Source organism: Streptomyces sp. SP18CS02, from assembly GCF_036322365.1.
Lineage (GTDB): Bacteria > Actinomycetota > Actinomycetes > Streptomycetales > Streptomycetaceae > Streptomyces.
In genome coordinates, this window is the sequence record NZ_JAQYXC010000244.1 from 37674 (window position 1) to 58986 (window position 21313).

Sequence of the window (21313 nt, forward strand, 5' to 3'; positions counted from 1 at the left end):
CCGCTTCCGCCGGACGAACCCTCAGGGCGCGATGGGCAGGCGACGCTTGTGATCGGTCAGCCGGTAGCGGCTGATGATCTTCTCGAAGACCCGCTCGTCCACCGGCTTGCCCTCCAGGAAGTCGTCGATGTCGTCGTAGGTGACACCGAGCGCGTCCTCGTCGGCCTTGCCCGGGTCGAGGGTCTCCAGGTCGGCCGTCGGGATCTTCCACACCAGCTCGGCGGGCGCGCCCAGCGAGTCCGCGACGGCGCGCACCCGGCGCTTGGTCAGGCCCGTCAGCGGGACCAGGTCGGCGGCGCCGTCGCCGTACTTGGTGAAGAAGCCGGAGACCGCCTCGGCGGCATGGTCGGTGCCGACGACCAGGCCGCTGTGCGCACCGGCCACCACGTACTGGGCGATCATCCGCTGCCGGGCCTTGATGTTGCCGTGCACGAAGTCCTGGTTGTGCGCGTCGCGGAAGGCCACTCCGGCGGCGACCGAGGCTTCGAGGGCGGCGTCGCTCGCGGGCTTGATGTCCACGGTCAGCACCTCGTCGGCCCGGATGAAGGACAGCGCGAGCTGCGCGTCGTGCTCGTCGGCCTGGACACCGTAGGGCAGTCGCATCGCGTAGAACCGCGCCTCGTGCCCGGCGGCCCGGGCCCGCTCGACGGCGAGCTGGCACAGCCGGCCGGCGGTGGTGGAGTCGACACCGCCACTGATGCCGAGGACCAGCGAGCGCAGACCGGTGGAGGTCAGCCGCTCGGTGAGGAAGGCCACCCGCCGTTCGATCTCCCGCTCGGCGTCGAAGGTCTCGGCGACCTGGAGTTCCCGGGCGATCTCCTGCTGCAGGGCGATGGACGCCGGCACGCTCACGTCTGCTCCTTGTTCCGAATGGTCGATGCGCTGTCGTGTCCACCCTACCCAGGGGTGTTCGGTGGATGTCTCCGGCGGATCAGGGGCGACGACCGGGGGCGGCGTGGCTTCGTTGATGTGCGGCGACTCTGGTCCACTTTCTGTGGGCGCGTACGCAGTGTGACTGTTGATCTTCGATGGATGCCGTGCAATGTCGCCCGGAAATCGCCTGCGGTGGGTGGGGACTGGCCAAGAGTGCTTTGGCGTGAACGAAGTACGGACAACGCTCGAAGAGGTGCTGATCGCATCGGTTGAGGGCGTCCACGTGGTGGCGGTCGAGGTGGTGGATGCCGGTGTCCGCGTGGAGGCCCGGTCGACGATGGGCGGGGCGTCCTGTCCGAGCTGTGGACGGTGGTCGGCGCGAGTGCATGGGTCATATCTGCGGTTTCCTCGTGATCTTCCGACTGCTGGCCAGCATGTGGTGTTGTCCTTGAGGGTCCGTCGGTTCTCCTGCAGAAAGAACGGCTGCGCTCGGCGGACTTTTGCCGAGCAGATACCTGGCCTCACCCGTCGGTACGGACGGCGGACCGAGCGGCTGCGCTCGGCCCTCGCGTCCGTCGGTCTTGCCTTGGCCGGCCGTGCCGGCGCCCGGATGGCCCATGTCTTCGGTGCACCGGTCAGCCGCAACACCCTCCTGCGGCTGATCACCTCGCTGCCGGACCCTGAGGCAGCGGCGCCCCGCGTGGTCGGCGTCGATGAGTATGCCCAGCGCAGGGGACGGATCTACGGCACCGTGCTCGTCGATGTCGAGACTCGACGGCCGGTGGACCTGCTGCCGGATCGCGAGGCCGACACGCTGGCAGCGTGGCTGGTGAAGCGGCCTGGCATCGAGATCATCTGCCGGGACCGTGCCGTCTTCTACGCCGAGGGTGCTACCCGCGGCGCCCCGCAGGCTCTCCAGGTCGCTGACCGGTGGCATCTGTGGCACAACCTCGGCCATGCCGCCGAGAAATGTGTCTACCGGCACCGCGGTTGCCTGCGGCCCGCACCGGTCCAGCCGGCGGAGCCGGACGAGCCAGAAGCGACGTCCGATTTACCTTCGCAGCCATGGCCTACGGGCCACCGGTTCGCCGAGCGCACCCGCGCCAGGCACGCGAGCGTCCACGCGCTCCTGGCTGCTGGGCACAGCAAGCGGTCCGTTGCTCGGCAACTCGGCATGGGCCACAGCACCGTCCTGCGTTTCGCCGGCGCGGCCACACCTGAGGCGCTGTTCACCGGACAGTGGCAAAACCGCCGCACCGCGCTCGGCCCTTACAAGCCTTACCTCCATCAGCGCTGGCAAGACGGCTGCACCAAGGCCTGGCAACTGTGGGAGGAGCTCAAGCAGCAGGGCTACTCGCGTGGTTACGCCAGCGTCCGCGACTACATCCGCTCAAGTGCTGCGGGGCAGGCCGCAGCCCATCGGTCCTCGGCCGCCGACGGCCCGTACCGTCACCCGATGGGTCCTCACCCACCCCGACGCTCTGCGGGAACCAGATCGAATCCAGCCGAAGGCTGTCCTGGCCGTGTGCCCCGAACTCGATGCCCTGGCCGCACACGTGCGGTCGTTCGCCCACATACTCACCCAGCTGGAAGGTCACCGGCTGCCTGAATGGATCGAAGCCGCCAGCACCGCCAACCTGCCCGCCCTCCAGTCATTCGCCCGGCACCTCGAACGCGACCTGGACGCCGTCATCGCCGGCCTTTCACTGCCCTGGAACTCTGGAGTCGTCGAAGGTCATGTCAACCGGATCAAGATGCTGAAACGTCAGATGTTCGGTCGTGCAGGATTCGAACTGCTACGAAAGCGCGTCCTGCTCTACTCCTGAGAACCCACTCAAGACGCGTCCTCGACCAGCCCGAATCCTTCCGGGAACCCTTCCAAGAACTTCCGTCGGGCCGGGTCGGGCTCAGCCTCGGCCATCCCCCTGAGCAAATCGATCAGCTCCTGCCGCTGATCAGCTGATAGTTGGCTGAACAGGTGGGCGACGCCCTCCAGCACCTTCACGGCATCGTCCGGGTCCATCTGCTCGTCTTCGCTGCCCTCGATGAACCACAGGGCACCGACCAAAGCCTCGGCCAAGGCGTGGGTCAGAGACGGATACACGGGCATCACAGTGGCCTCCCAGCAGGTCAACGGCAGAGTCCGGCCATACCACCACACCCCACTGACATCACTTTCCGTGAGCCTTCACAGAATGTGGACCAGAGCCGACACTCACCTACAAGGCCAGGCGGCGCCACGACGAGCGGGTCCTGGGGGAGGTTCGACGTACGAAGCCGGCCGCGGGGACGGCACCCGCGCTCACGGTGCGATGAGTCCGGCGAGCTGCCGGGCAGGGCCGACGGGGTTGGCGGGGTGGACGAGCTCGGTGCGATGCACCAGACGTGGCTCCGTCACCGGAACGGCGGTTCCGTCGAGCAAGGCGGCCAACGACATCGGCAGGGCGGCGAGGCCGTGGCCGGCGGCGGCGAGCGCGGCGAGGCCGTGCAGGTCGGTCCCGCGGTGGCGGACCCGGGGACGGAACCCGTCGGTGCGGCAGACGTCCCGCAGTCTGTCGAGGGGGACGGCGGTGTCGGGGGCGTCGATCCACCGGGCTTGCGTCAGGTCGCTCAGACGCACCGACCGGCGCCCGGCCAGCGGGTGGTCGTGGGGGAAGAGCACGGCCAGGACCTCCTCGGCCGCCGTGACGGTGATGGTGGGTCCGAGGTCGGGCAGCGGGAGCGGGTCGCTGGGGGCGGCGACGCCGTCCACGAGGCCGACGTCGCAGTCCCCGGTGAGGACGTCCTGGAGCACGGCTTCCCGTGCCAGCACACGTACCTCCAGGTCCAACGGATCTGCGAGGGAACCCAGCCGGGCCAGGGCCTGAGCGACGACGGGGCCGAGCGCGGCGGGTGAACAGGCAAGGGTCAACCGAGTGGAGCGGGTGCGACGCAGGCGCGCGATGTCCGCGCGGGCGGCATCCAGGCGCAGCAGCAGGGCGGGGGCGTGCTCCATGAGCCGTGCTCCGGCCGGGGTGGGAGCCACGGGGCGGCGCTCGACCAGTCTGGTCTTCAGATCGGCTTCGAGGGCGGCGATGTGCTGGGAGACGGCCGACTGCGTGTAGCCGAGGGCCGAGGCGGCGGTGGAGAACGAGCGGTGGTCGAGGACCGTGACGAAGGTGCGCAGCAGATGCGGATCCATGAACATCAGTATCGCTTATGCGGGCAGTGAAGATCATCGTTGGACCTGATGCGGGATGGGGCCGCAGGATCGTCGTCATGAACCACATCGCACGTATCGCCCTGGTGGGGGACCGCTCCGACGCCATCCGCTCCCACGCCCGCGTTCCCCGACTGCTCGAAGCACTGCGCGTCCGCGAGGGGCTCGACCTGGACGCCTACTGGATCCCCACCCAGGACGCCGACCAGGCCATGGACGGCTTCGACGCGATCTGGGTACTGCCGGGCAGCCCCTACCGCAGCGAGACGGGTGTGCTGACCGCGATCCGGACGGCACGCGAGGGCGGCATCCCCTTCCTGGGTACCTGCGGCGGCTTCCAGCACGCGCTGCTGGAGTTCGCCCGCAACGTGTGCGGGTCGACCCGCGCCGGCCATGCCGAGAACGACCCGGAAACCGCCGAGGCGGACGCCGTGGTCGTCCCGCTCGCCTGCTCCCTGGTCGGTCACGAGGGCTTCGTCACGGTCACCCGGGGCTCCCGAGCCGGTCATCTGCTCGGCACCGGCCGCACACAGGCGCGCTACCACTGCAACTACGGCCCCAACCCCCGCTACCTCGACGTTCTGCGCGAACACGGTCTGGCATTCACCGGCACCGACGAATCCGGCGACATCCGCATCGCCGAACTGCCGGCCCACCCCTATTTCCTGGCCACCCTCTTCCAGCCGGAACTGGACGGTGACGGCACCCGGGCGCACCCGCTGATCGCCGGACTGGCCGCGGCCGCCGTCGACCACGCCCGGACCCGATGAGCGCGCACCGCCCCGGGCCGAACCGGGCAAGCGCCCTCTTCCTTGCCTGGCTGCGCGCGTGCACGGTCCCCGAGGCCCATGCCCGTAGTCCGCTGGCCATCTTCCCCGAGGCCGCGCTCAGTGCCGCACGCGTCGACCGGGAGGGCCCGGGAGCCCGGGCGGCCGGGGGGCGGTGAGCGCCCCACCGGTCCCTCCGCAAACGGTTTCAGGGGTGGCGCGACCGTGCCGGTCATGGCTCTTGTGGGTGGCCGCTTCGTGAGCGGCCGTCATCAGGGCACTCAAGGGGAACGCCCGCCGGGCAGCGGGAGGCCCTGACCCATCACCCCTCAGGCCTTTCGCGGACGGGGGCGTCCCGGTGACCGGCCCGGCACGTCACTCGGACACGAGCCGGACCGGTCCCCGGGACGTGCCACCACACCAGGCCGGGCGCCGGAGAAGGCGGCACCTTCCCCGCTCCCTCGTGCGTCAGGCGGCTTGCGTCAGTTCGGCGCGTCCGAACAGCAGGGCGTAACCCGAGGGCAGTTGGTCGAGGATGCGGGCGAGCAGCTCGGGGCCCGCGAGGGCCGCGACAGTGGAGAGGACCGCGCCGGTGTCCCAGCGGGTGGTGGCGGGAGTGCCGCCGGTGCGGGTGGCGAGTTCCTTGACGAAGCCCCAACCGCTGAGGCGCTCGACCGCGGGGATCTCGCCGGTGAGAACCAGAGCGGCCTCGATGGGCAGGCGGGCGGACAGCTCGACCCGTTCATCGCCGGTCAGCTGGCGGCCCAACGCCGCCAGCACGTGGCGGACGGCTTCCTCGGCCCGTTCCCGGGTGGAGTAGGCGCCTTCGTACCGGACCCTCTCCAGCATCTCGTCGTACGTCATGCCGGGGATGCCGCGGGTCAGTCCGAGCTGGGGGTACATGGCTGCAGTGATCACCTTTCTCGTCGACCGGGGCCGCGCCCGTCCGCCGGCGATGAACGGGAGGACGCCGGCCGGTGGGGGCAGGCCCCGGACGATGGTTCTGGAGGGGACAGTCGCTCAGGTGTGTCCGAGGAGTGGGGTGCGACAGCGGGGGTGACGGGAAGCGGGAGCGGGCCCGGGAGCGGGCCTGTCACCAGGGCCCACGCCCATCGCCGCGGCCGGCCACCGGGCTCGCCGCCCCGGCGGGCGGCTGAGACGGCACGCGTCCGCGGAGGGGAGTGCCACGTGGTCCGCGTGGGCCGCTCGCACGGCGGTCCGACGTGTCAGCCTGAGGCGTCGGATCCGCCGGAGATCTGCGTGTGCGAGGACCGCCCGCCGACTGCGATCTTGCGGGGCTTGGCCCGTTCGGCGATCGGGATGCGCAACGTCAGCACCCCCGATTCGTAGTCGGCCTCGATGCGTTCCGTGTCGAGGGTGTCGGCCAGCACGACCTGCCGGGAGAAGGCGCCCATGGGACGCTCGGAGAGCTCCATCACGGTCTCTTCGGCCTTCGCCACCGGCCGGCGCTCGGCCTTGACCGTCAGCATGTTCCGTTCGACATCGACGTCGATCGCCTCGGGGGCCACGCCGGGGAGGTCGAACGCCATGACGTACACATCGCCCTCGCGGTAGGCGTCCATCGGCATCGCCGACGGACGCGACCACGTGCCGGGCCCCAGGAGCTGCTGGGTGAGCCGGTCGAGCTCGCGGAACGGGTCGGTGCGCATCAACATCGCGAAAACACCTCCAGGACTCAGGCAGAAACTGCCAATGCGCTTTCACCTGAACACTGTTTTACCGCGTCATCCAATGGATGACAAGTCGTGTGTCATCGAAAGGACGACGTATAGGGATCGCGCCCCGGAAGGCGCCGTACGACGATCAACTGCGGATGAGCCGCTGGACCAGTTCCGGCACCCACTCGACGTACTCGATCTCCGCCCCGTCGGCATGGCGGGCGTAGAGGAACCGCCCTGTCGGTCCGCTTGTCGCGGGCGTGGTGATGGTGGCGTCGGCGGCCCGCAGGGTCGCGGCGAGGACGTCGAGATCGTCGACGACCACGGTGGCGGAGGCGTGCGCGTACTTCGCACGCTCCCCGGCGGGGCCGGCGATGACGAGGAAGTCGCCGATCGCGGCCAGGCCGACGGAGTGGAACGTCAGGCGCAGGTCGGGCTGTGCGCCGGTGAGTTCCGTCAGGAGCGGCAGCGCGCGGTCGAGATCGTCGGTCCACAGACGGGCGTACGTCTTCAGGATGGTCACGGGTTGCTTCCCTTCGGGGTGGGGGCCCGCCGGCGAGTCGGCGCACCGCACGGCGCGGCGGACTCTTCCGGCGCCGCCGAAACCGTAGGCGAGCCCGCGCTGACGTGGAAGAACGCACCTTTCGGTGAGAAGGGAACGCAAGGGTTACCCAGCAGGTCAGGCTCCCGAGGGGGGCGGGAAGTGCCGCGCGCCGCACCCGCCCGCGAGGCTTCGGCGGTGCGGCCGGCATGTCCCGTGGCGCGTGACCCCGGGCCGTACGGCTGCGCCTGCCGGAGCCGGTCAGAAGGCGTAGCGGATCGTCAGCCAGGGCGCGTGCGTCCCGACCAGGTGCCGGACCGTGTCCACCGCCCCGGCCTTCACGCCGGTGCGGTAGCGCACGTTCCAGCTGCCGTTCTCGGAGCGCTTCGGCTGCTGGATGTCGGGGCGCCACACGGCGTCCTCCGCACGGGGATGCCAGGCCATGTTGACCTCGTGCAGATCCCGGTTGTGCGTCAGCATGATCACCTCTGCCGCCGCCTGTTCCTTGACCCTGGCCGGCAGGACATCGTCCATGTGCCGCAACAGCTCCGCCCAGGCCCGCTCCCAGCCGGGCCGGATGACCACGGGCGACAGGTTGAAGTGCACCTCGTAGCCCGCGTCGAGGAAGTCCGCGGCGGCGGCGATCCGCTGCTCGACGGGACTGGTGCGGATGTCGAGCAGACGTGAATCGTCCGGGGGCATCACGGAGAACCTGATCCGGGTCCGGCCCCGGGGGTCGAGCAGCAGCAGGTCAGGGTTGACGAACTTGGTCGCGAACGACGCCTTCGCCGTGGGCCACCGGGTGAAGGCGTGCACCAGATCGGCGGTGTTCTCGCTGATCAGCGCGTCGACCGAGCAGTCGTTGTTCTCCCCGATGTCATAGACCCAGGCGCTCGGGTCGCACTGATTGGGCTCCCTCTTCGGCCCCTGTCCGGCGACGTGTCGTCCGATGCGGGCGATGATGCGGTCGATGTTCGTGAAGACCGTGATCGGATTGGCGTAGCCCTTGCGCCGCGGAACGTAGCAGTAGGCGCACGCCATGGCGCATCCGTTGGCCGCCGCGGGAGCGATCCAGTCCGCCGAACGGCCGTTGGGCCGCACGGTCAGGGTCTTCTTCTCGCCCAGCACCAGGACGGTGCTCTTGATCCGCACCCAGCGTTCGGCGTTCCCCTTGTTGCCGTGCAGATCCGGGATGCGCCAGTGGGAATCGGTGGCGATCACCTCGGCGTCGGGGAAACCCGCCAGGATCCTCCTGCCCCTCGGGGACGCCGCTGCGGCCGGTTCCGCGCGGATCTCCCGTACCGACAGCATCCGGCGGGCCTGCGGGGAGTCGCGGAACAGTGGTCCTGCGGGTCCGGGTCGGACCGGGCCTGTACGGATCTCATCGAGATCGAACAGCCCTTCGGGTGCGTCGTCCGGCATCCCGGACGGCTGGGAGGTGTGCATGCCTGCTCCGGAGACCGTCGCGTCGTGAACCAGTGTAGGAGGACGCCTGCCCAGGAGGGGGCACCGACATCGGCCCAGGGGGCCGGACGGTTCCCTGCCCGCCCCGGGTGCGAGCGCCGACGCACCACGGCGGGAGGACGCCGCCGTACCGCTCCGTCGCCCCCGCGAGCGCCCCCAGGCATGTCCGTACCGCTGTCCACCAGGCGGGACGATCATTGACAGGTGCGTGATCACTCGGCCAGGATCCTGGCCCATGCAGCCCCTCGGTGACATCTCGGTCACGCTTGTGGAGCGCCGCCACGTCGACCTGGTCCGTGTCGCGAGCGCCATCTGTCGCTGCGTGTAGGCGCGCCCGCCCGTAAACACGCGCGACCCACGCCTGCCTCCTTTCCCGCAGCCTTTCCCCGCTGTTCCCACCGCCTTGCTCCGGCCCCGGCCGGGCGCTGCGCCGCGCCGCCACGGGCCGCCGGCGGGCCTTTCCCCTTCGGAGAACCCCGGTGGGCCTTTCCTCTTGGAGAACCTGTGACCTCGCACGACAAGAAGCTGTCCCGGCGTGCCTTCGGCGGTGCCGTCGGAGCGGGCGCCGCGACGATCGGCCTCGGGGCCGTACCGGCAGCAGCCTCCGCCGAACCCCCGGGGGAGCGGCCCTTCCGGGCGGCCCCCGGACGTCGCTCGAAGCGGCCCAACATCCTGTTCATCCTGGGTGACGACCTCGGCTGGGCCGACCTCTCCTCGTACGGATCGCCGCACATCCGTACGCCGAACCTCGACCGGCTCGCCCGGCAGGGCGTCCGCTTCACCGACGCCTACTCCGGCTCCGCGACCTGCTCCCCGACCCGCTTCAGTCTCTACACGGGGCGCTTCCCCGGGCGCACGAAGGGCGGGCTCGCCGAACCGATCGCCGACCGGACGGTGGGCCTGGAGCCGACGCACCCGACGCTCGCCTCCCTGCTGCGGAACGCCGGCTACGCGACCGCGCTGATCGGCAAGTGGCACTGCGGTTATCTCCCCGACTACAGCCCCACACGGTCGGGCTGGGACGAGTTCTTCGGCAACTTCGGGGGCGCGCTGGAGTACTACTCGAAGCTGGGGCTCGGCGGGGAGTACGACCTCTATGAGGGCGACGCGCAGTACAAGGACCTTCGGTACTACACGCGGATCCTCACCGAGCGGGCCGTCGACTACGTGCAGCGCGAGCACGAGGGCCCCTGGCTGCTGAACCTCAACTTCACCACTCCGCACTGGCCGTGGATCGCCGACGGGGACGAGGAGGCGAGCGCGGAGATCGTACGGCGGATCAAGGCGGGCGACAGAGGCGCGCTGTGGCATCAGGACGGCGGCTCGATCGACAAGTACCGGGAGATGGTCGAGGACCTGGACCGCTCGGTCGGTGAGGTACTGGCCGCGCTGAGGCGGTCGGGCCAGGAGAAGGACACACTGGTCGTCTTCGCCAGCGACAACGGTGGCGAGCGTTTCTCGTACAACTGGCCGCTCTCGGGCAACAAGTCCTCGCTGAAGGAGGGCGGCATACGCGTACCGACCCTCGTGCGCTGGCCCGCCAGGATCGACGGCGGACAGGTCAGCGAGGAGCCGGTCTTCACGCCGGACTGGACGGCGACGCTCCTGGAGGTGGCGGGCGCCCGTCCCGATCCGGCCCACCCCCTGGACGGCGCGAGCCTGGCCGGGTACCTGCTGCGCGGCGAACGGGCGCCGCGCCGCGACCTGTTCTGGCGCGTGCGGGGTGAACGGGCACTGCGGCGCGGCGAGTGGAAGTACTACCGGGGCGCGGGCGGCAAGGACCAGTTGTTCCGGCTCACCGAGGACGCCCGCGAGCAGGCGGACAAGGCGTCGGCGGAGCCGGAGCGCCTGGCGGCCCTGCGGGCGGCCTGGGAGCGGACCGACGCGGGGCTGCTGCCGTACCCGTCCTGAACCCGTGCCGGGCTCACCCGCCTCTGCCGGAGGGAGCGGCGGGCACCTCGCTCCCCGCGCCGGGGGCGGGCGGGCGCGGCACCCGACGTCCGGGTGGGCGGGGGTGCCGGGCGTGCCCGGGAGCCCGGGCCTCGGGTGAAGTCGCGAGCGGGACGGCCCTGAAAGGGGCCGCCGGGGCCTTCACGTCCGCCACCAGTCCTCCATGACCCGTCCCCGCCACCACGCCTCCGCCGCCCACGGGCTCAGCCGGTCGGGCGGCAGGGGAACGGTGCGGCGCCGGAAGCGTTCGTCCAGCCGGAGGACGAGGCGTTCCAGATCCTCACGGCCGCGTCCTGGCAGGCCCTCCAGAGCACCCTGAAGCGTTTCTCGCGCGCAGACCGGGCAGACGCAGTGCTCGGAGTGGTCGTCGGGGTAGCCCCAGTCCTCGTCGTACCTCGGTGGGCGCCACGGGCCGGGGGGATCGAGGTAGCGGTGGTACCGGGCCAGGGCGATCGCGACGGCGTCAGGGCCGAGTCCCTCGGCCTCCACACGCCGGATCGCCGCACGGGTCCGCGCGGAGATGCCGCTGATGTGCCGGACGGGGGCGCCTCCGCGGTACCGCCATCGTGCGGAGCGAAGGGGCGTCGGCCGTCTACGCGGCATGTGCCTTTCGAGCGGGAACCATGCGGCCATTGTGGCATGGGCCGATCGCGACGCCTCGGGCCGTCGGTGTTCCGCCGTACCGTTCGGTTCGGCCGGGCCCATCGGTCCGTCCGGTGGGGCCGGACGGGGCCGCCGGTCCGCGGGTGGCGAGCCGATCTCTCGCGGAGGCCGTCCGGGTGACGGGGCTGTGTCAGGGGCGGGGAGGAGTCCGGGCAGCTCCTCGCGACCGTGCCGGCGATGGCCGGACCCGGTTCGACCCGGCCGGTGCCCCGGGCGTCCGCCGCCGTCCCCGCGGACCCGGGCCCTCGCCAGGCCCTCGTCCTCGCCCCCGCCCGGAAAGAAAATCACTCAGGCGGCGTGCAGATCAGCCCAGTGGGTGATGCCGCCGGGGTGGATCCGTATGCCGCAGCGCGCCGACAGGGCCGTGACGATGCCGATTCCCCGGCCGTGCTCGTCCGGGTCCGGGGCGGTGTCCGCGTCGGCCGTGAGGGAGGGTCCCGCGTCGGACACCTCGACGCGCAGTGCTCGGCATCCCTCGACGCGCACCCAGGACAACCGCAGCGTCGCCGGTGGCAGGGCGTGCACGAGCGCGTTCGTCAGCAGCTCCGACACCACCACGAGCACGTCCATGGTGACATCCGCCGACAGACCCCATTCGGAGAGCACGGCGCGGACCTGCCCGCGCACCGTGGGCACAGCACCCGCCGCGTGGGGCACTGGACAGACGTGGACGACCGGCGTGGGGCCGACGCTGGTGAGCTGAACGGTCATCTGCCCTCCTTGACGAGCGGTGCCGACGGTTGTCGCCGACCACGCACGTTACGAAGGGGGAGGAGGCAGGTCAATGAATTCCGGTCGGCATTACCGAACAGCAGGTGAAATCAGGAAAAAACATCACGTCATGACCCATGCGGGCCCGTGCTGCCGGACCTAGAATCGCGGTATGGCCGGTCCCGTCCAGTCGATCGAACGGGCGGCGGCGATTCTCCGCCTGCTCGCCGGCGGCCCTCGCCGGCTCGGGCTGGGCGAGGTGGCCGCGTCGCTGGGGCTCGCCAAGGGTACGGCGCACGGCATCCTGCGCACCCTCCAGCACGTCGATTTCGTGGAGCAGGACGCGGCGACGGGCAAGTACCAGCTCGGGGCGGCACTGCTGCACCTCGGCACCAGCTACCTGGACGTCAACGAGCTGCGCTCGCGCTCCATCAACTGGGCCGACGCCCTGGCCGCCCGCAGCGGCGAGGCGGTACGCCTGGGCACCCCGCTGGAGGGCAAGGTCCTGATCATCCACCATGTCTTCCGGCCGGACGACACGCTCCAGACCCTGGACGTGGGAGACCTGCTGCCCCTGCACGCGTCCGCGCTCGGCAAGGTCCTGCTGGCGTTCGGAACCGTAACCGTGGAGTCGGTGCTCGACGCCGGTCTGGAGTCGTACACCCGGCACACCCTGGTCGACCCCGAGGTGCTCAACCGGGCACTCGCCGAGATCCGGGAGAACGGGTGGGCCGGTGAGATCCAGGAGATGAGCATGGGCGACGCCGGTGTCGCCGCGCCGATCAGGGGACACGGCGGTCTGTCGGTGGGCGCGATCGGGCTGTCGGGCCCGGTCGAGAGGATCTGCGACGCCGCGGGCCGGCCCGAACCGAGGCTGATCACACTGCTCCGTGAGGCGGCCCGGGCGGTCTCACGAGATTTGGGGGCTTTCCGCTGGTAGGCCATGGGCCTCTCGGTCCCGACGCATCGGAAGGCGGTCCGGATCATGGTCGGACGGTACGTGATGTCCATCGACCAGGGCACCACCTCCACCCGCTGCATCCTGTTCGACCACGGGGGACGGTTGGTGTCCGTCGCCCAGCGTGAGCACCAGCAGTTCTTCCCCAGACCCGGCTGGGTGGAGCACGACGCCGTGGAGATCTGGCGCAATCTGCGGCGCGTCGTGCCCGAAGCCCTCTCCGGCGCCGACATCGCCGTCGACGCGGTCTCCGCCCTGGGGATCGCGAACCAGCGCGAGACGACGGTGCTCTGGGACCCGCGCACCGGATCCCCCCTGGGCAGAGCGATCGTCTGGCAGGACACCCGCACCGCTCCGCTCGTAGAGGAGCTGAGGAACGACCCCGGTGACGACTTCTTCACGGAGCGCTGCGGCCTGGCTCCCTCGACCTACTTCTCCGCGCCTCGGATCCGCTGGCTGTTCGACCACGTGGCCGGGCTGGAACAGCGGGCCAGGGACGGCGAGGTGCTGTTCGGCACGATGGAGACCTGGCTGATCTGGAATCTGACCGGCGGCACGGACGGCGGCCGTCACATCACCGACGTGACCAACGCCAGCCGCACCATGCTCATGAACATGCGCACGCTCCGGTGGGACGAGCAGCTGCTGGAGTTCTTCGGGATCCCGCGCGCGATGCTGCCCGGGATACGGTCCTCCGCGGAAACGTACGGCGAGGACCGCTCGGTGCTGCCGGGTATGCCCATCACGGCCGCGCTCGGTGACCAGCAGGCCGCACTCTTCGGCCAGACCTGCTTCTCCCCGGGCGAGGCGAAGTGCACGTACGGGACCGGGAGCTTCCTGCTGCTCAATACCGGGACCGACGTCGTGCGGTCCCGCAACGGGCTGCTCACCACCGTCGCGTACAAGATCGGGGATCGCCCCGCGTGCTACGCGCTGGAGGGGCCGATCGCCGTCACGGGGGCCCTGGTGCAGTGGTTCCGTGACCGTCTGGAGCTGATCAGCAGCGCGCCGGGCATCGAAACCCTGGCGCGCACGGTGGAGGACAACGGGGGCTGCTACATCGTCCCGGCGTTCTCGGGTCTGTTCGCGCCCCACTGGCGCAGCGACGCGCGGGGCGTCATCGTCGGCCTCACCTCGTACATCACCAAGGGACACCTGGCCAGGGCCGCGCTGGAGGCCACCGGCTGGCAGACGCGCGAGGTCGTCGACGCCATGAACGCGGACTCCTCGCTCACCCTCAAGGAGCTCAAGGTCGACGGCGGCATGACGTCCGACCATCTCCTCATGCAGATCCTGGCGGACGTCCTGGACGTGCCGGTGGTGCGACCGATGGCGGCCGAGACCGTCTCCCTGGGGGCCGCGTACGCCGCCGGCCTGGCCTCCGGATACTGGGCCGACCTGGAAGTCCTGCGCCGCAACTGGCACCGGGCGGCCCGATGGATGCCGGACATGGACCCCGCACGGCGGGCGGCGGAGTACGGCAACTGGAAACGGGCCGTGGAGCGGTCCCTGGGGTGGACGAGAGGTCCGGAAGGTACGTGAGGCGGCGGATCCGGCCCGGTCGATCGCCTATCGGCCCGGTCGATCGCCTACCGGTCCGCCGGGTCGCCTACCGGTCCGCCTCCTCGTCGAGCCGGTCGACGACAAGGACCGCGACATCGTCCGTGAAGTGGCCCTCGGTGTGGCGGAGCAGCGCCTGGTGCAGCAGTTCCAGGAGCTCCGACGGGCTGGAGGCGGGTGCCGCCTCCACGGGTCCGGGCAGGGAGAAGAAGACGTCGTCGTCGTCACGGGCCTCGACCACACCGTCGGTGTACAGCACCAGACGGTCACCGGGCGCGAACGGAAAGCTCTCCGGAGCGGCGGCGGGGCCTGTGAGGAACTCCTCCAGGCCCAAGGGGGGCAGGGGCGAGGCGGGCGTCAGGAGATGGACCCGTCCCTGGTGCAGCAGCAGCGGAGGCGGATGGCCACGGTTGACCACACGGACCATGGAGCCGTCGCAGACCTCCGCCACCAGCGCGGTGACGAAACCCTCGGCCGGATCCTCCTCGTCCTGGCCGACACCGCGCGGCATGGCGCGCTCCCGGCGCAGGGCGGCCGCACAGTGGGCCATGACCTCCACCAGGTCCTGCTCGTAATGCACGGCCTCCCGGAAGGCGCCCAGGACGGCAGCGGCCGAGCGCACGGCGGGCAGCCCCTTGCCCCGGACGTCTCCCATGATCATCCGGACTCCGAAACGTGTCCGTACCGCTTCGTACAGATCACCTCCGATCTGCGCGCCCGCTTCCGCGGCCAGGTACAGGCTGGCCGCTCGCACCGGGCCCAGCCGGCCGGCCACGGGGCGCAGGAGGACCCGCTGGGCCGCCTCGGCGATGCGCCGGACCTGGTTGAGTTCGCTCCGCCTGCGCGCGTGCGTGGCGCTGCTGGTCATGACGCTCGCGGCGGAGACCAGGACGATCGCCAGAACGTTGGTGTAGACCTGTTGGGTGCCCCACGCCTGGTTGTGCGTGGCGGTGATCACGCTCACGAGCAGAGCGGTGAGCGCCGCCGAGATCGTGCCCTTCGGGCCCATCGTCACCGCGGCCAGAGCCGGCGTCGCGGTGAGGAGGGGCCCGGTGTACACCACGTGCGCGGGCGTGAGCTCCATCCCCACCACGAGCAGCGCGAGGGCGAAAGGCACGCACTGCGCGACCCTGAGGAAGACCCGGCTTGAGCCGCCGTCTCCTGGCGGAGCGGCGGAACGGAACGGTGACCGCATGGGTCCAGCCTGCGCGCCCCCGGTGGCGTGTTCCACTCAGCGCGCTGGTGGCCCTGTAGTGGCCGGTGCCCGCGGTGCGCGGTTTTGGGGCCGGTGCCGGCCGCCGCGGCGTGCCGACGGGCACCCCGGGTGACAACAGCCGCGACCGCCCCGGCACGGCGGCCACGTGCGCCCGGTCGCCTCGGCGGAACGGCCGGGCGGCCGATCGAAAGCCGGCCCGCGCCGGTTCGGCGGAACGGCCGGGCGAGGTGGGCGGCACCCGACCGGGCGGGCCTTCGCGGCTCCCGACCGGGCGGGCCTTCACACGGCGACGACGACCGGCGGCGACGCGGTGGGCAGGGCCCCGGAGGGTGGCGGGGGCCTCGGCCCCGTACCGGCTCACCGGCGGCCGGGCCTTTCGGGGCGCCGCCCGACGACCGGACCCGCACCCGTCGGCGCCAACCGGTCTGCTTCTCCCCGGGGTTGGCGTCGGACGACCGGCAACACCGCACGGGTCGGCGGTACTTCGCCGCCCGCGCCGGACATGGCCGCCACGATCGTCGTGGGCCGCCCGCTGCCGGCGCCCCGAGCGGGTAGGCGGACGGCATGCGACAGCCGAACGAGATCATGATCGGTACGTGTTCCTGGACGGACAAGGCGCTTGTCGGCAGCGGGTGGTACCCACCGGAGCGGCGCGATCCGGAGGGGCGTCTGCGGCACTACGCCGAACGGTTCCCCGTCGTCGAGGTCGACGCCACCTACTACGGACTTCCCAGCACACGGAACAGCCTGCTGTGGGCGGAACGCACCCCACCGGGCTTCCGTTTCGACGTCAAGGCGTTCTCCCTGCTCACCGGCCACCCGACCCGGACGGCTGCCCTGCCGGCGGACCTCAGGGGCCACGACAGCAGCGATCCGGAGCTCCTCGGCGAGGTCTGGAAGCGCTTCAGCGGCGGCCTCGAACCGCTGCGGCAGGCCGGCCGGCTGGGCACCGTGCTGTTCCAGTTCCCGCCGTGGTTCGCCCCCGGGGCCCACGCGGAGGCCATCCTGCACCGCACCAGGCAACGCGCCGCCCACTGGCCCATGGCGGTGGAGTTCCGGCACCCGGACTGGTGGCGCTGCGACCAGGCGGCCCGTACCACGGCCCTGTTGACGGACCTGCACGCCACCGCCGTGGCCGTGGACACGGCGCAGAGCCTGCCCACCTCCGTACCCCCGGTCGCACCGGTCACCTCGGCGGAGCTCGCGGTGGTCCGCTTCCACGGCCGCAACCCCGCCTGGGGGACGGGAAGCAAGGAGGAGCGCTTCCGCCACACGTATGCGGAGGGGGAGCTCAAGGAGTGGCTGCCCCGGCTGGACTCCCTGGCCGACCGGGCGGCGCGGGTGCACGTCCTGTTCAACAACTGCTGCGCCGACGCCGCCGTACGCGCCGCCGAAACCATGCGGCACCTCATCCCGGACGGGCGGGACACCCCTTAGAGGGGTGTCCCGCGACGGTCAGGGCAGCAGGGTGTCCAGCAGTGGCGTGGTGAGGACCCGGTGCGGATCGAGGCGGTTGAGCGTGTCACGCGCGCTGTCCCAGCCGGGGCCGCCGCCGGCCCGGTGGCTGGCCGGGACGGCCTCGGTGAGGATGTCGGACGCGGCCCACGCGGCGGTGTCGGTGTAGGCCCAGCCCTTGGACCACTCCACGCGGACGGTCGCGCGGTCGCCGTCGAGGGTGTCGAAGAGGAAGCGTTCCATGTCCCGGCAGAAGCTGTGCAGGCCGGGGGTCGCCGGGTCGCTCAGGACGTCGAACCACACCGCCGTGTCGAAGTCGGGGCGGTCGGCGCGGGCGCGCACCGCCGACAGCAGCGGCGGCTGTGCGCCGGGGACCATGGAGACCGCGGGGTCGTCGGTCCCGGTGACCCGGATCTCCACCTGCCCGTTGACGGGGTACAGCCCCCGGGCGGCGTACTCCTCCAGCAGACCGCTGTAGTGACCGGTGACCTGGTGCACCACCCACTGCACATCCTCGCGCCGGGTGAGGAGGGCGTAACCGTTGGCCGTCTCCCGCAGCGTGGTGGGCCGGATGTAGAGGAGCAGGTCGCGAGAGGGACCCCACAGGTCCGACCGGAGTCCCCCGGCGAGCAGATGGGTGATGACATCGGCGGTGAGCAGATCGCGGATCAGGGTGGGGGAGGTGAGGACGTCGGTGATGTCGCCGGTCAGCCCGATCTTGGCGATGAGGTACTGCAGTTGGCCCAACAGCGGCGCGCCGGCCCAGGACCCGGCGAAGACCTGGCCCGCCAGGCGGGCGACGGGTTCGGGGATGTTGTCGGAGAAGGGGTAGTTGTAGGGCTCTGTCACGCTCCGGGAGGCCAGAGGGCGGTTCGGGGTGACGCTCCACGTCTTGAGCCAGGGCCGGTCGGTGAACGCGAACCAGATCGCCTCCACCCGTCCGGTGGCGTCGAGGAACCCGGAGAGCGTTCGCGACGCCGGAACCCCCGAACCCGGCGCGGCGAACAGGTCCCGGGACGGAATGTCCAGGTAGGAACGGCAGCGCAGGTTGTCGTCCCGCCCGACGCGCAGGACGGCCTCCACGACGAAGGCCCGCCCCAGGTGGGTCAGCAGGGCCGCGCAGTCGGGGTCGGCGCGGTCGTAGGAGCGGACCGCGTACGCTCCTGCCGCGTCGTCCCACACCACGGCCGTGAGCTCCGTGACCAGGTTGCTGAGCGTTCCGAAGCCCTTCCCCGCGGCAGCCGGCTCGCCCGCGGCCGGTACGGCGGTGCCGTGCGCGCCGATCGCGAGGGCCCCGCCGACCGAGAGGTCTCCCGGCGCCGGACAGGCCGTGACGCCCAGACGCCGCTCGCCGAGGAACTCCAGCAGGTCCTCCATGAGCGCGCCGGCCTGCACGCGCACCGCGGCGGAACCGTCCGCCGCCACCGGCCCCAGCGACATCCCCGTCAGATGGCGGGTGGTGTCGACGAGCACCACCCGGGCGTCGTCCCGGGTTCCGTCCGCGACGACCAGCGGGGACCATCCATGCCGTCGGCCCACCGGGCGTACCTTCCACCCCAGCTCCCGGGCCCAGTCGCAGACCTCGGCCACCTCCTGCCCGGTGCGGGGGGAGCAGGTCCACAGCGGCTCGGTGCGGATCTCCCCGGCCCAGTTCTCGAATACGCGCCGGTACACATCGAGGTGCGGGGGAAAGCCCGCGGGCGCCACGACGCCGGCGGCCCGCGCCTGTCCCGGTCGCACCGCTCCCACCACGGTCCAGCCGCCGATCGCGGTGGCCGCCAGACCGGACAGCGCCTGCCGCCTCGACCAGGCCCGTTCGGGATTCTGCGCCTTGCCCGTCATGACGTCCCCTCCATCGTGTGTTCGACCGACCTCGCAGTATGGGCAGGCTGATCCGTTCGTGGCAGCACAAGTGAGCCATGCTCACTCTTTCGAATGGCATGCGCGTGAGAAGTCTGGTATCCCGGGCCGAAAAGCGCGTGGGGTTGCCGGGTGGCGTTGGCGCGCACCCCGTCCGGCAGGGCCGGAGGCCCCGCCCGCTCGTGCCGCCCGCGTCGTCGGCCGGGCACCGGGGGCGCCAAGCGGAGACCTCGGAGCGTACGTTCGTGCGCTCCGAGGGTCCGCGCCGCGACATGGTCCTCGGCCAGGAGCTGTACACCCTCGCCGCCCGCCGCCCCGAACACCGGCAACTGACCCAGGTGTGGATGCTGCGGGCCGCCGCGTCCTCGAACGGCACTTCGACGCCGGCACCGCCCGCCGACTGGACGCGCTCATCGAAGGCCCGACCCCGCACCGCGCCCTGGATGACGCTCCCCACGACCGCGAGCTGACGCTCCGGGCCGTCACCCGCATCACCTCCGTGCCGTAGCCCCTCAGCAGCCCGTGGGGCGCCCACCTGACACCGTGCCCCACGGGCCACCGTCGGACCGGCGTCCGTCCCGTACCCGTCGTCCGGTCTCCGCACCGCGCACCCGGGCGCCACGGAGGACGGCCGCGCCCTGGTCCGTACGGCGCCGCCGCGACGCGCCGGACCTGGGCGACGCCCCGTGTGGGGTCCGGGACGGGCGGGAGCTCGGGTACGCCGCCGGGGCCGATGCGGACGCGGGGCCGGTCTCCGGCCGGGGCGCGCCGAACGGCTCAGGGGCGCCGAACGGCTCAGGCGCGCAGGGCGTCGACGGTCGGCACGACGAAGCCGATCGGATCGGTGACGGTGGTCAGGGCGACGGCCCGGCGGGCCGGGCGGCGGTCGGCCAGTGGGTGGTCACCGTCCTCCCGTCCAGCAGCCGGGCCGCCGCCAGCAGGCGCTCGCCCGCGCATACCGGCGCGACGCGCCGGGCGTGGGGCGCCGTCTTCCGCACCCACGCCACGACCGAGCTGTCACACGGGGCCGGAGCGCGCCGTCGGACATCTCGACCGCGCCCGGCACGATGAGGGTGTTCACCTCCCGGCCGACATCGTCGAAGGCCACGTCGGCGACCAGCCGCACACCTGCCGACGTGCGGACCTCGCCGGCCACCGGACCGGCGAGGCGGACCTGGTATCCGGCGCGGCCCGCGGTCTCCCGGCCGGCCGGCGCGAAGACCTCGGCCGGGCCCCCGTCGTCCGGTCCCGCCGTGGCCGCGCATGGGAGATGTCCGGTTAGCTGCTTTTGTCGGCTTACCTTAAAAATGCCTATATAGCACTGTCTATGGCGTTTAATGGCATGACGCGGCTTTTGCTGGGAGGCGGGGGGCGAGTGGCCGCGGGCAGTGATGTGGGTCACTGGGGATTTCGCTCCGGTGGGGCTGTCGTGAAGTCAAGTGTGCTGGGGCCGGGGAGAGTTGGACAAAGGGGGATTGGGGGAGTTGGTGATCCTTTTATTTCGATCTACGAATTCATTTGCCCTTGTGAATCAAGACCTTGTTTTCGCTGTTCTTCTTCGTTTACGGTCACCCCCATCCGGATGGACCGCCGAATCCTGCCGCCGTCCGGGCATCGCACCCACCCACACGTCCGGCAGGAGCGGGGAACCCATGTTTGCCGCCGTTCCGGTTCCCGGAGCGGCTCGGGGTGAAGCCGTGTGTGCCGCGGCCGGGCATCTCCTGCTCGAACCCGACAGCTCACCTCGCAGGCGCAGGAGAGGAAATCGCCATGCGTGGCAGACACCGTCGTCCCAAGAGCAACCCGTTCGCCCGCGGTCTCGCCGCCTTCGGTGCCGGAGGAGCCGCCCTGGCCCTGCCGGTGATCGGTGCGACCAGCGCGGGAGCAGTCACCCCGCAGGTCGCCCCTAAGGCGGTAGCGATCGAAAAGGCAACGGTCCAGACTGCGAAAAAGGCGGGGCCGGTCACCTATTCCGTGATCGCGGGTGACTCGCTTTCCGGAATCGCTCAGAAGTATGCGATGAGCGGTGGCTGGAAGAAGCTCTACCAGGACAACCGGGCCGTCGTGGGGAACGATCCGGCCCACATCCGGCCCGGCCTGAAGCTCACCATCAACACCAAGGCCGCCGCGGGCAAGGCCACCGCGACGGAGCGTGCTGACCGCTCGGCGCGCGCCACCACCCTGAGCGCGTCCGCCCCCGCCGTCCAGGCGGCGGCGCCGGCCAAGGCGACGACCTACGCGAACAACCTCGACGGCTGGATCCGCGAGGCACTCGACATCATGAAGAAGAACAACATCCCGGGCACCTACGAGGGCATCCACCGCAACATCATGCGGGAGTCCAGCGGTAACCCGAACGCGATCAACAACTGGGACATCAACGCCATCAACGGCGTCCCGTCGATCGGTCTGCTGCA

At 71.2% G+C, this 21313-nt stretch carries 18 protein-coding genes, 3 pseudogenes and 1 riboswitch; of the genes and pseudogenes, 9 read left to right on the forward strand and 12 right to left on the reverse strand.

The genetic code is table 11. The features are described 5' to 3' along the window. Nucleotides 1–21: 21 nt before the first annotated feature. The gene (gene nadE, locus PUR26_RS02720) at nucleotides 22–852 is read right to left on the reverse strand and encodes an ammonia-dependent NAD(+) synthetase (protein WP_329868744.1); all 831 of its coding nucleotides are present in this window, start codon (nucleotides 850–852) and stop codon (nucleotides 22–24) included. A 244-nt stretch (nucleotides 853–1096) separates the two neighbouring features. Here nadE and PUR26_RS34575 point away from each other — a divergent pair. Continuing rightward, nucleotides 1097–2699: pseudogene (locus PUR26_RS34575) on the forward strand (ISL3 family transposase). A gap of 8 nt (nucleotides 2700–2707) precedes the next feature. Here the strand turns inward: PUR26_RS34575 and PUR26_RS02735 are convergent. Continuing rightward, a complete protein-coding gene (locus tag PUR26_RS02735; RefSeq protein ID WP_329868748.1) occupies nucleotides 2708–2983 on the reverse strand; it encodes a hypothetical protein in 276 nt (91 codons plus the stop codon). Nucleotides 2984–3175: 192 nt separating this feature from the next. Then, nucleotides 3176–4054 (reverse strand): LysR family transcriptional regulator, encoded by an 879-nt coding sequence (locus tag PUR26_RS02740; RefSeq protein ID WP_329868750.1) that lies wholly within the window; start codon nucleotides 4052–4054, stop codon nucleotides 3176–3178. A 77-nt stretch (nucleotides 4055–4131) separates the two neighbouring features. On the opposite strand from PUR26_RS02740, the gene PUR26_RS02745 reads away from it, so the two are divergent. After that, entirely contained in the window at nucleotides 4132–4842 is a 711-nt protein-coding gene (locus tag PUR26_RS02745; protein WP_329868752.1) for a CTP synthase C-terminal region-related (seleno)protein, read from the forward strand. A gap of 465 nt (nucleotides 4843–5307) precedes the next feature. Here PUR26_RS02745 and PUR26_RS02750 read toward each other — a convergent pair whose 3' ends face one another. From PUR26_RS02750 to PUR26_RS02765, 4 genes are all read right to left on the reverse strand, one after another. After that, nucleotides 5308–5742 (reverse strand): DUF2267 domain-containing protein, encoded by a 435-nt coding sequence (locus PUR26_RS02750; RefSeq protein WP_329868754.1) that lies wholly within the window; start codon nucleotides 5740–5742, stop codon nucleotides 5308–5310. Between the two features lie 323 nt (nucleotides 5743–6065). Next, nucleotides 6066–6515, reverse strand: a complete 450-nt coding sequence (locus PUR26_RS02755; RefSeq protein WP_329868756.1) for an Hsp20/alpha crystallin family protein — start codon at nucleotides 6513–6515, stop codon at nucleotides 6066–6068. 148 nt (nucleotides 6516–6663) lie between these two features. Further along, nucleotides 6664–7041 (reverse strand): VOC family protein, encoded by a 378-nt coding sequence (locus PUR26_RS02760; protein ID WP_329868758.1) that lies wholly within the window; start codon nucleotides 7039–7041, stop codon nucleotides 6664–6666. 279 nt (nucleotides 7042–7320) lie between these two features. Continuing rightward, complete coding sequence (locus tag PUR26_RS02765; RefSeq protein ID WP_329868760.1) at nucleotides 7321–8505, reverse strand: spore photoproduct lyase family protein; 1185 nt, start codon at nucleotides 8503–8505, stop codon at nucleotides 7321–7323. A 253-nt stretch (nucleotides 8506–8758) separates the two neighbouring features. Between PUR26_RS02765 and PUR26_RS02770 the strand changes: the two genes are divergently transcribed. Both PUR26_RS02770 and PUR26_RS02775 read left to right on the forward strand, forming a co-directional pair. Beyond that, a complete protein-coding gene (locus PUR26_RS02770; protein ID WP_329868762.1) occupies nucleotides 8759–8851 on the forward strand; it encodes a putative leader peptide in 93 nt (30 codons plus the stop codon). A gap of 176 nt (nucleotides 8852–9027) precedes the next feature. After that, nucleotides 9028–10434: a sulfatase family protein gene (locus PUR26_RS02775; protein WP_329868764.1), complete on the forward strand. Its 1407-nt coding sequence runs from the start codon at nucleotides 9028–9030 to the stop codon at nucleotides 10432–10434. A 180-nt stretch (nucleotides 10435–10614) separates the two neighbouring features. Here the strand turns inward: PUR26_RS02775 and PUR26_RS02780 are convergent, their stop codons facing one another. Both PUR26_RS02780 and PUR26_RS02785 read right to left on the reverse strand, forming a co-directional pair. After that, on the reverse strand, nucleotides 10615–10962 hold the full coding sequence (locus tag PUR26_RS02780; protein ID WP_329868766.1) for a hypothetical protein: 348 nt from the start codon (nucleotides 10960–10962) through the stop codon (nucleotides 10615–10617). A gap of 462 nt (nucleotides 10963–11424) precedes the next feature. Beyond that, a complete protein-coding gene (locus PUR26_RS02785; RefSeq protein ID WP_329868769.1) occupies nucleotides 11425–11847 on the reverse strand; it encodes an ATP-binding protein in 423 nt (140 codons plus the stop codon). A 172-nt stretch (nucleotides 11848–12019) separates the two neighbouring features. On the opposite strand from PUR26_RS02785, the gene PUR26_RS02790 reads away from it, so the two are divergent. Continuing rightward, nucleotides 12020–12787 (forward strand): IclR family transcriptional regulator, encoded by a 768-nt coding sequence (locus PUR26_RS02790; RefSeq protein ID WP_329868771.1) that lies wholly within the window; start codon nucleotides 12020–12022, stop codon nucleotides 12785–12787. A 45-nt stretch (nucleotides 12788–12832) separates the two neighbouring features. Beyond that, complete coding sequence (glpK, locus tag PUR26_RS02795; protein ID WP_329868773.1) at nucleotides 12833–14347, forward strand: glycerol kinase GlpK; 1515 nt, start codon at nucleotides 12833–12835, stop codon at nucleotides 14345–14347. Between the two features lie 67 nt (nucleotides 14348–14414). Here the strand turns inward: glpK and PUR26_RS02800 are convergent, their stop codons facing one another. Next, the gene (locus PUR26_RS02800) at nucleotides 14415–15482 is read right to left on the reverse strand and encodes a PP2C family protein-serine/threonine phosphatase (protein WP_329868775.1); all 1068 of its coding nucleotides are present in this window, start codon (nucleotides 15480–15482) and stop codon (nucleotides 14415–14417) included. Between the two features lie 663 nt (nucleotides 15483–16145). On the opposite strand from PUR26_RS02800, the gene PUR26_RS02805 reads away from it, so the two are divergent. Continuing rightward, nucleotides 16146–17018 carry a DUF72 domain-containing protein gene (locus tag PUR26_RS02805; RefSeq protein WP_329868777.1) on the forward strand — a complete coding sequence of 291 codons (873 nt, stop codon included), beginning with the start codon at nucleotides 16146–16148 and terminating at the stop codon, nucleotides 17016–17018. An 18-nt stretch (nucleotides 17019–17036) separates the two neighbouring features. On the opposite strand, the gene PUR26_RS02810 is transcribed toward PUR26_RS02805, so the two are convergent. Continuing rightward, a complete protein-coding gene (locus tag PUR26_RS02810; protein ID WP_329868778.1) occupies nucleotides 17037–18878 on the reverse strand; it encodes a cholesterol oxidase substrate-binding domain-containing protein in 1842 nt (613 codons plus the stop codon). A gap of 269 nt (nucleotides 18879–19147) precedes the next feature. On the opposite strand from PUR26_RS02810, the pseudogene PUR26_RS02815 reads away from it, so the two are divergent. After that, nucleotides 19148–19404: pseudogene (locus tag PUR26_RS02815) on the forward strand (TetR family transcriptional regulator); the annotation flags it as partial. 349 nt (nucleotides 19405–19753) lie between these two features. On the opposite strand, the pseudogene PUR26_RS02820 reads toward PUR26_RS02815, so the two are convergent. After that, a pseudogene (locus PUR26_RS02820) lies at nucleotides 19754–20139 on the reverse strand (DJ-1/PfpI family protein); the annotation flags it as partial. 368 nt (nucleotides 20140–20507) lie between these two features. Further along, nucleotides 20508–20664, forward strand: a riboswitch (cyclic di-AMP (ydaO/yuaA leader). A 2-nt stretch (nucleotides 20665–20666) separates the two neighbouring features. On the opposite strand from PUR26_RS02820, the gene PUR26_RS02825 reads away from it, so the two are divergent. Beyond that, nucleotides 20667–21313: LysM peptidoglycan-binding domain-containing protein (locus PUR26_RS02825; protein WP_329868780.1), on the forward strand; the 647-nt coding region annotated here is incomplete at its 3' end.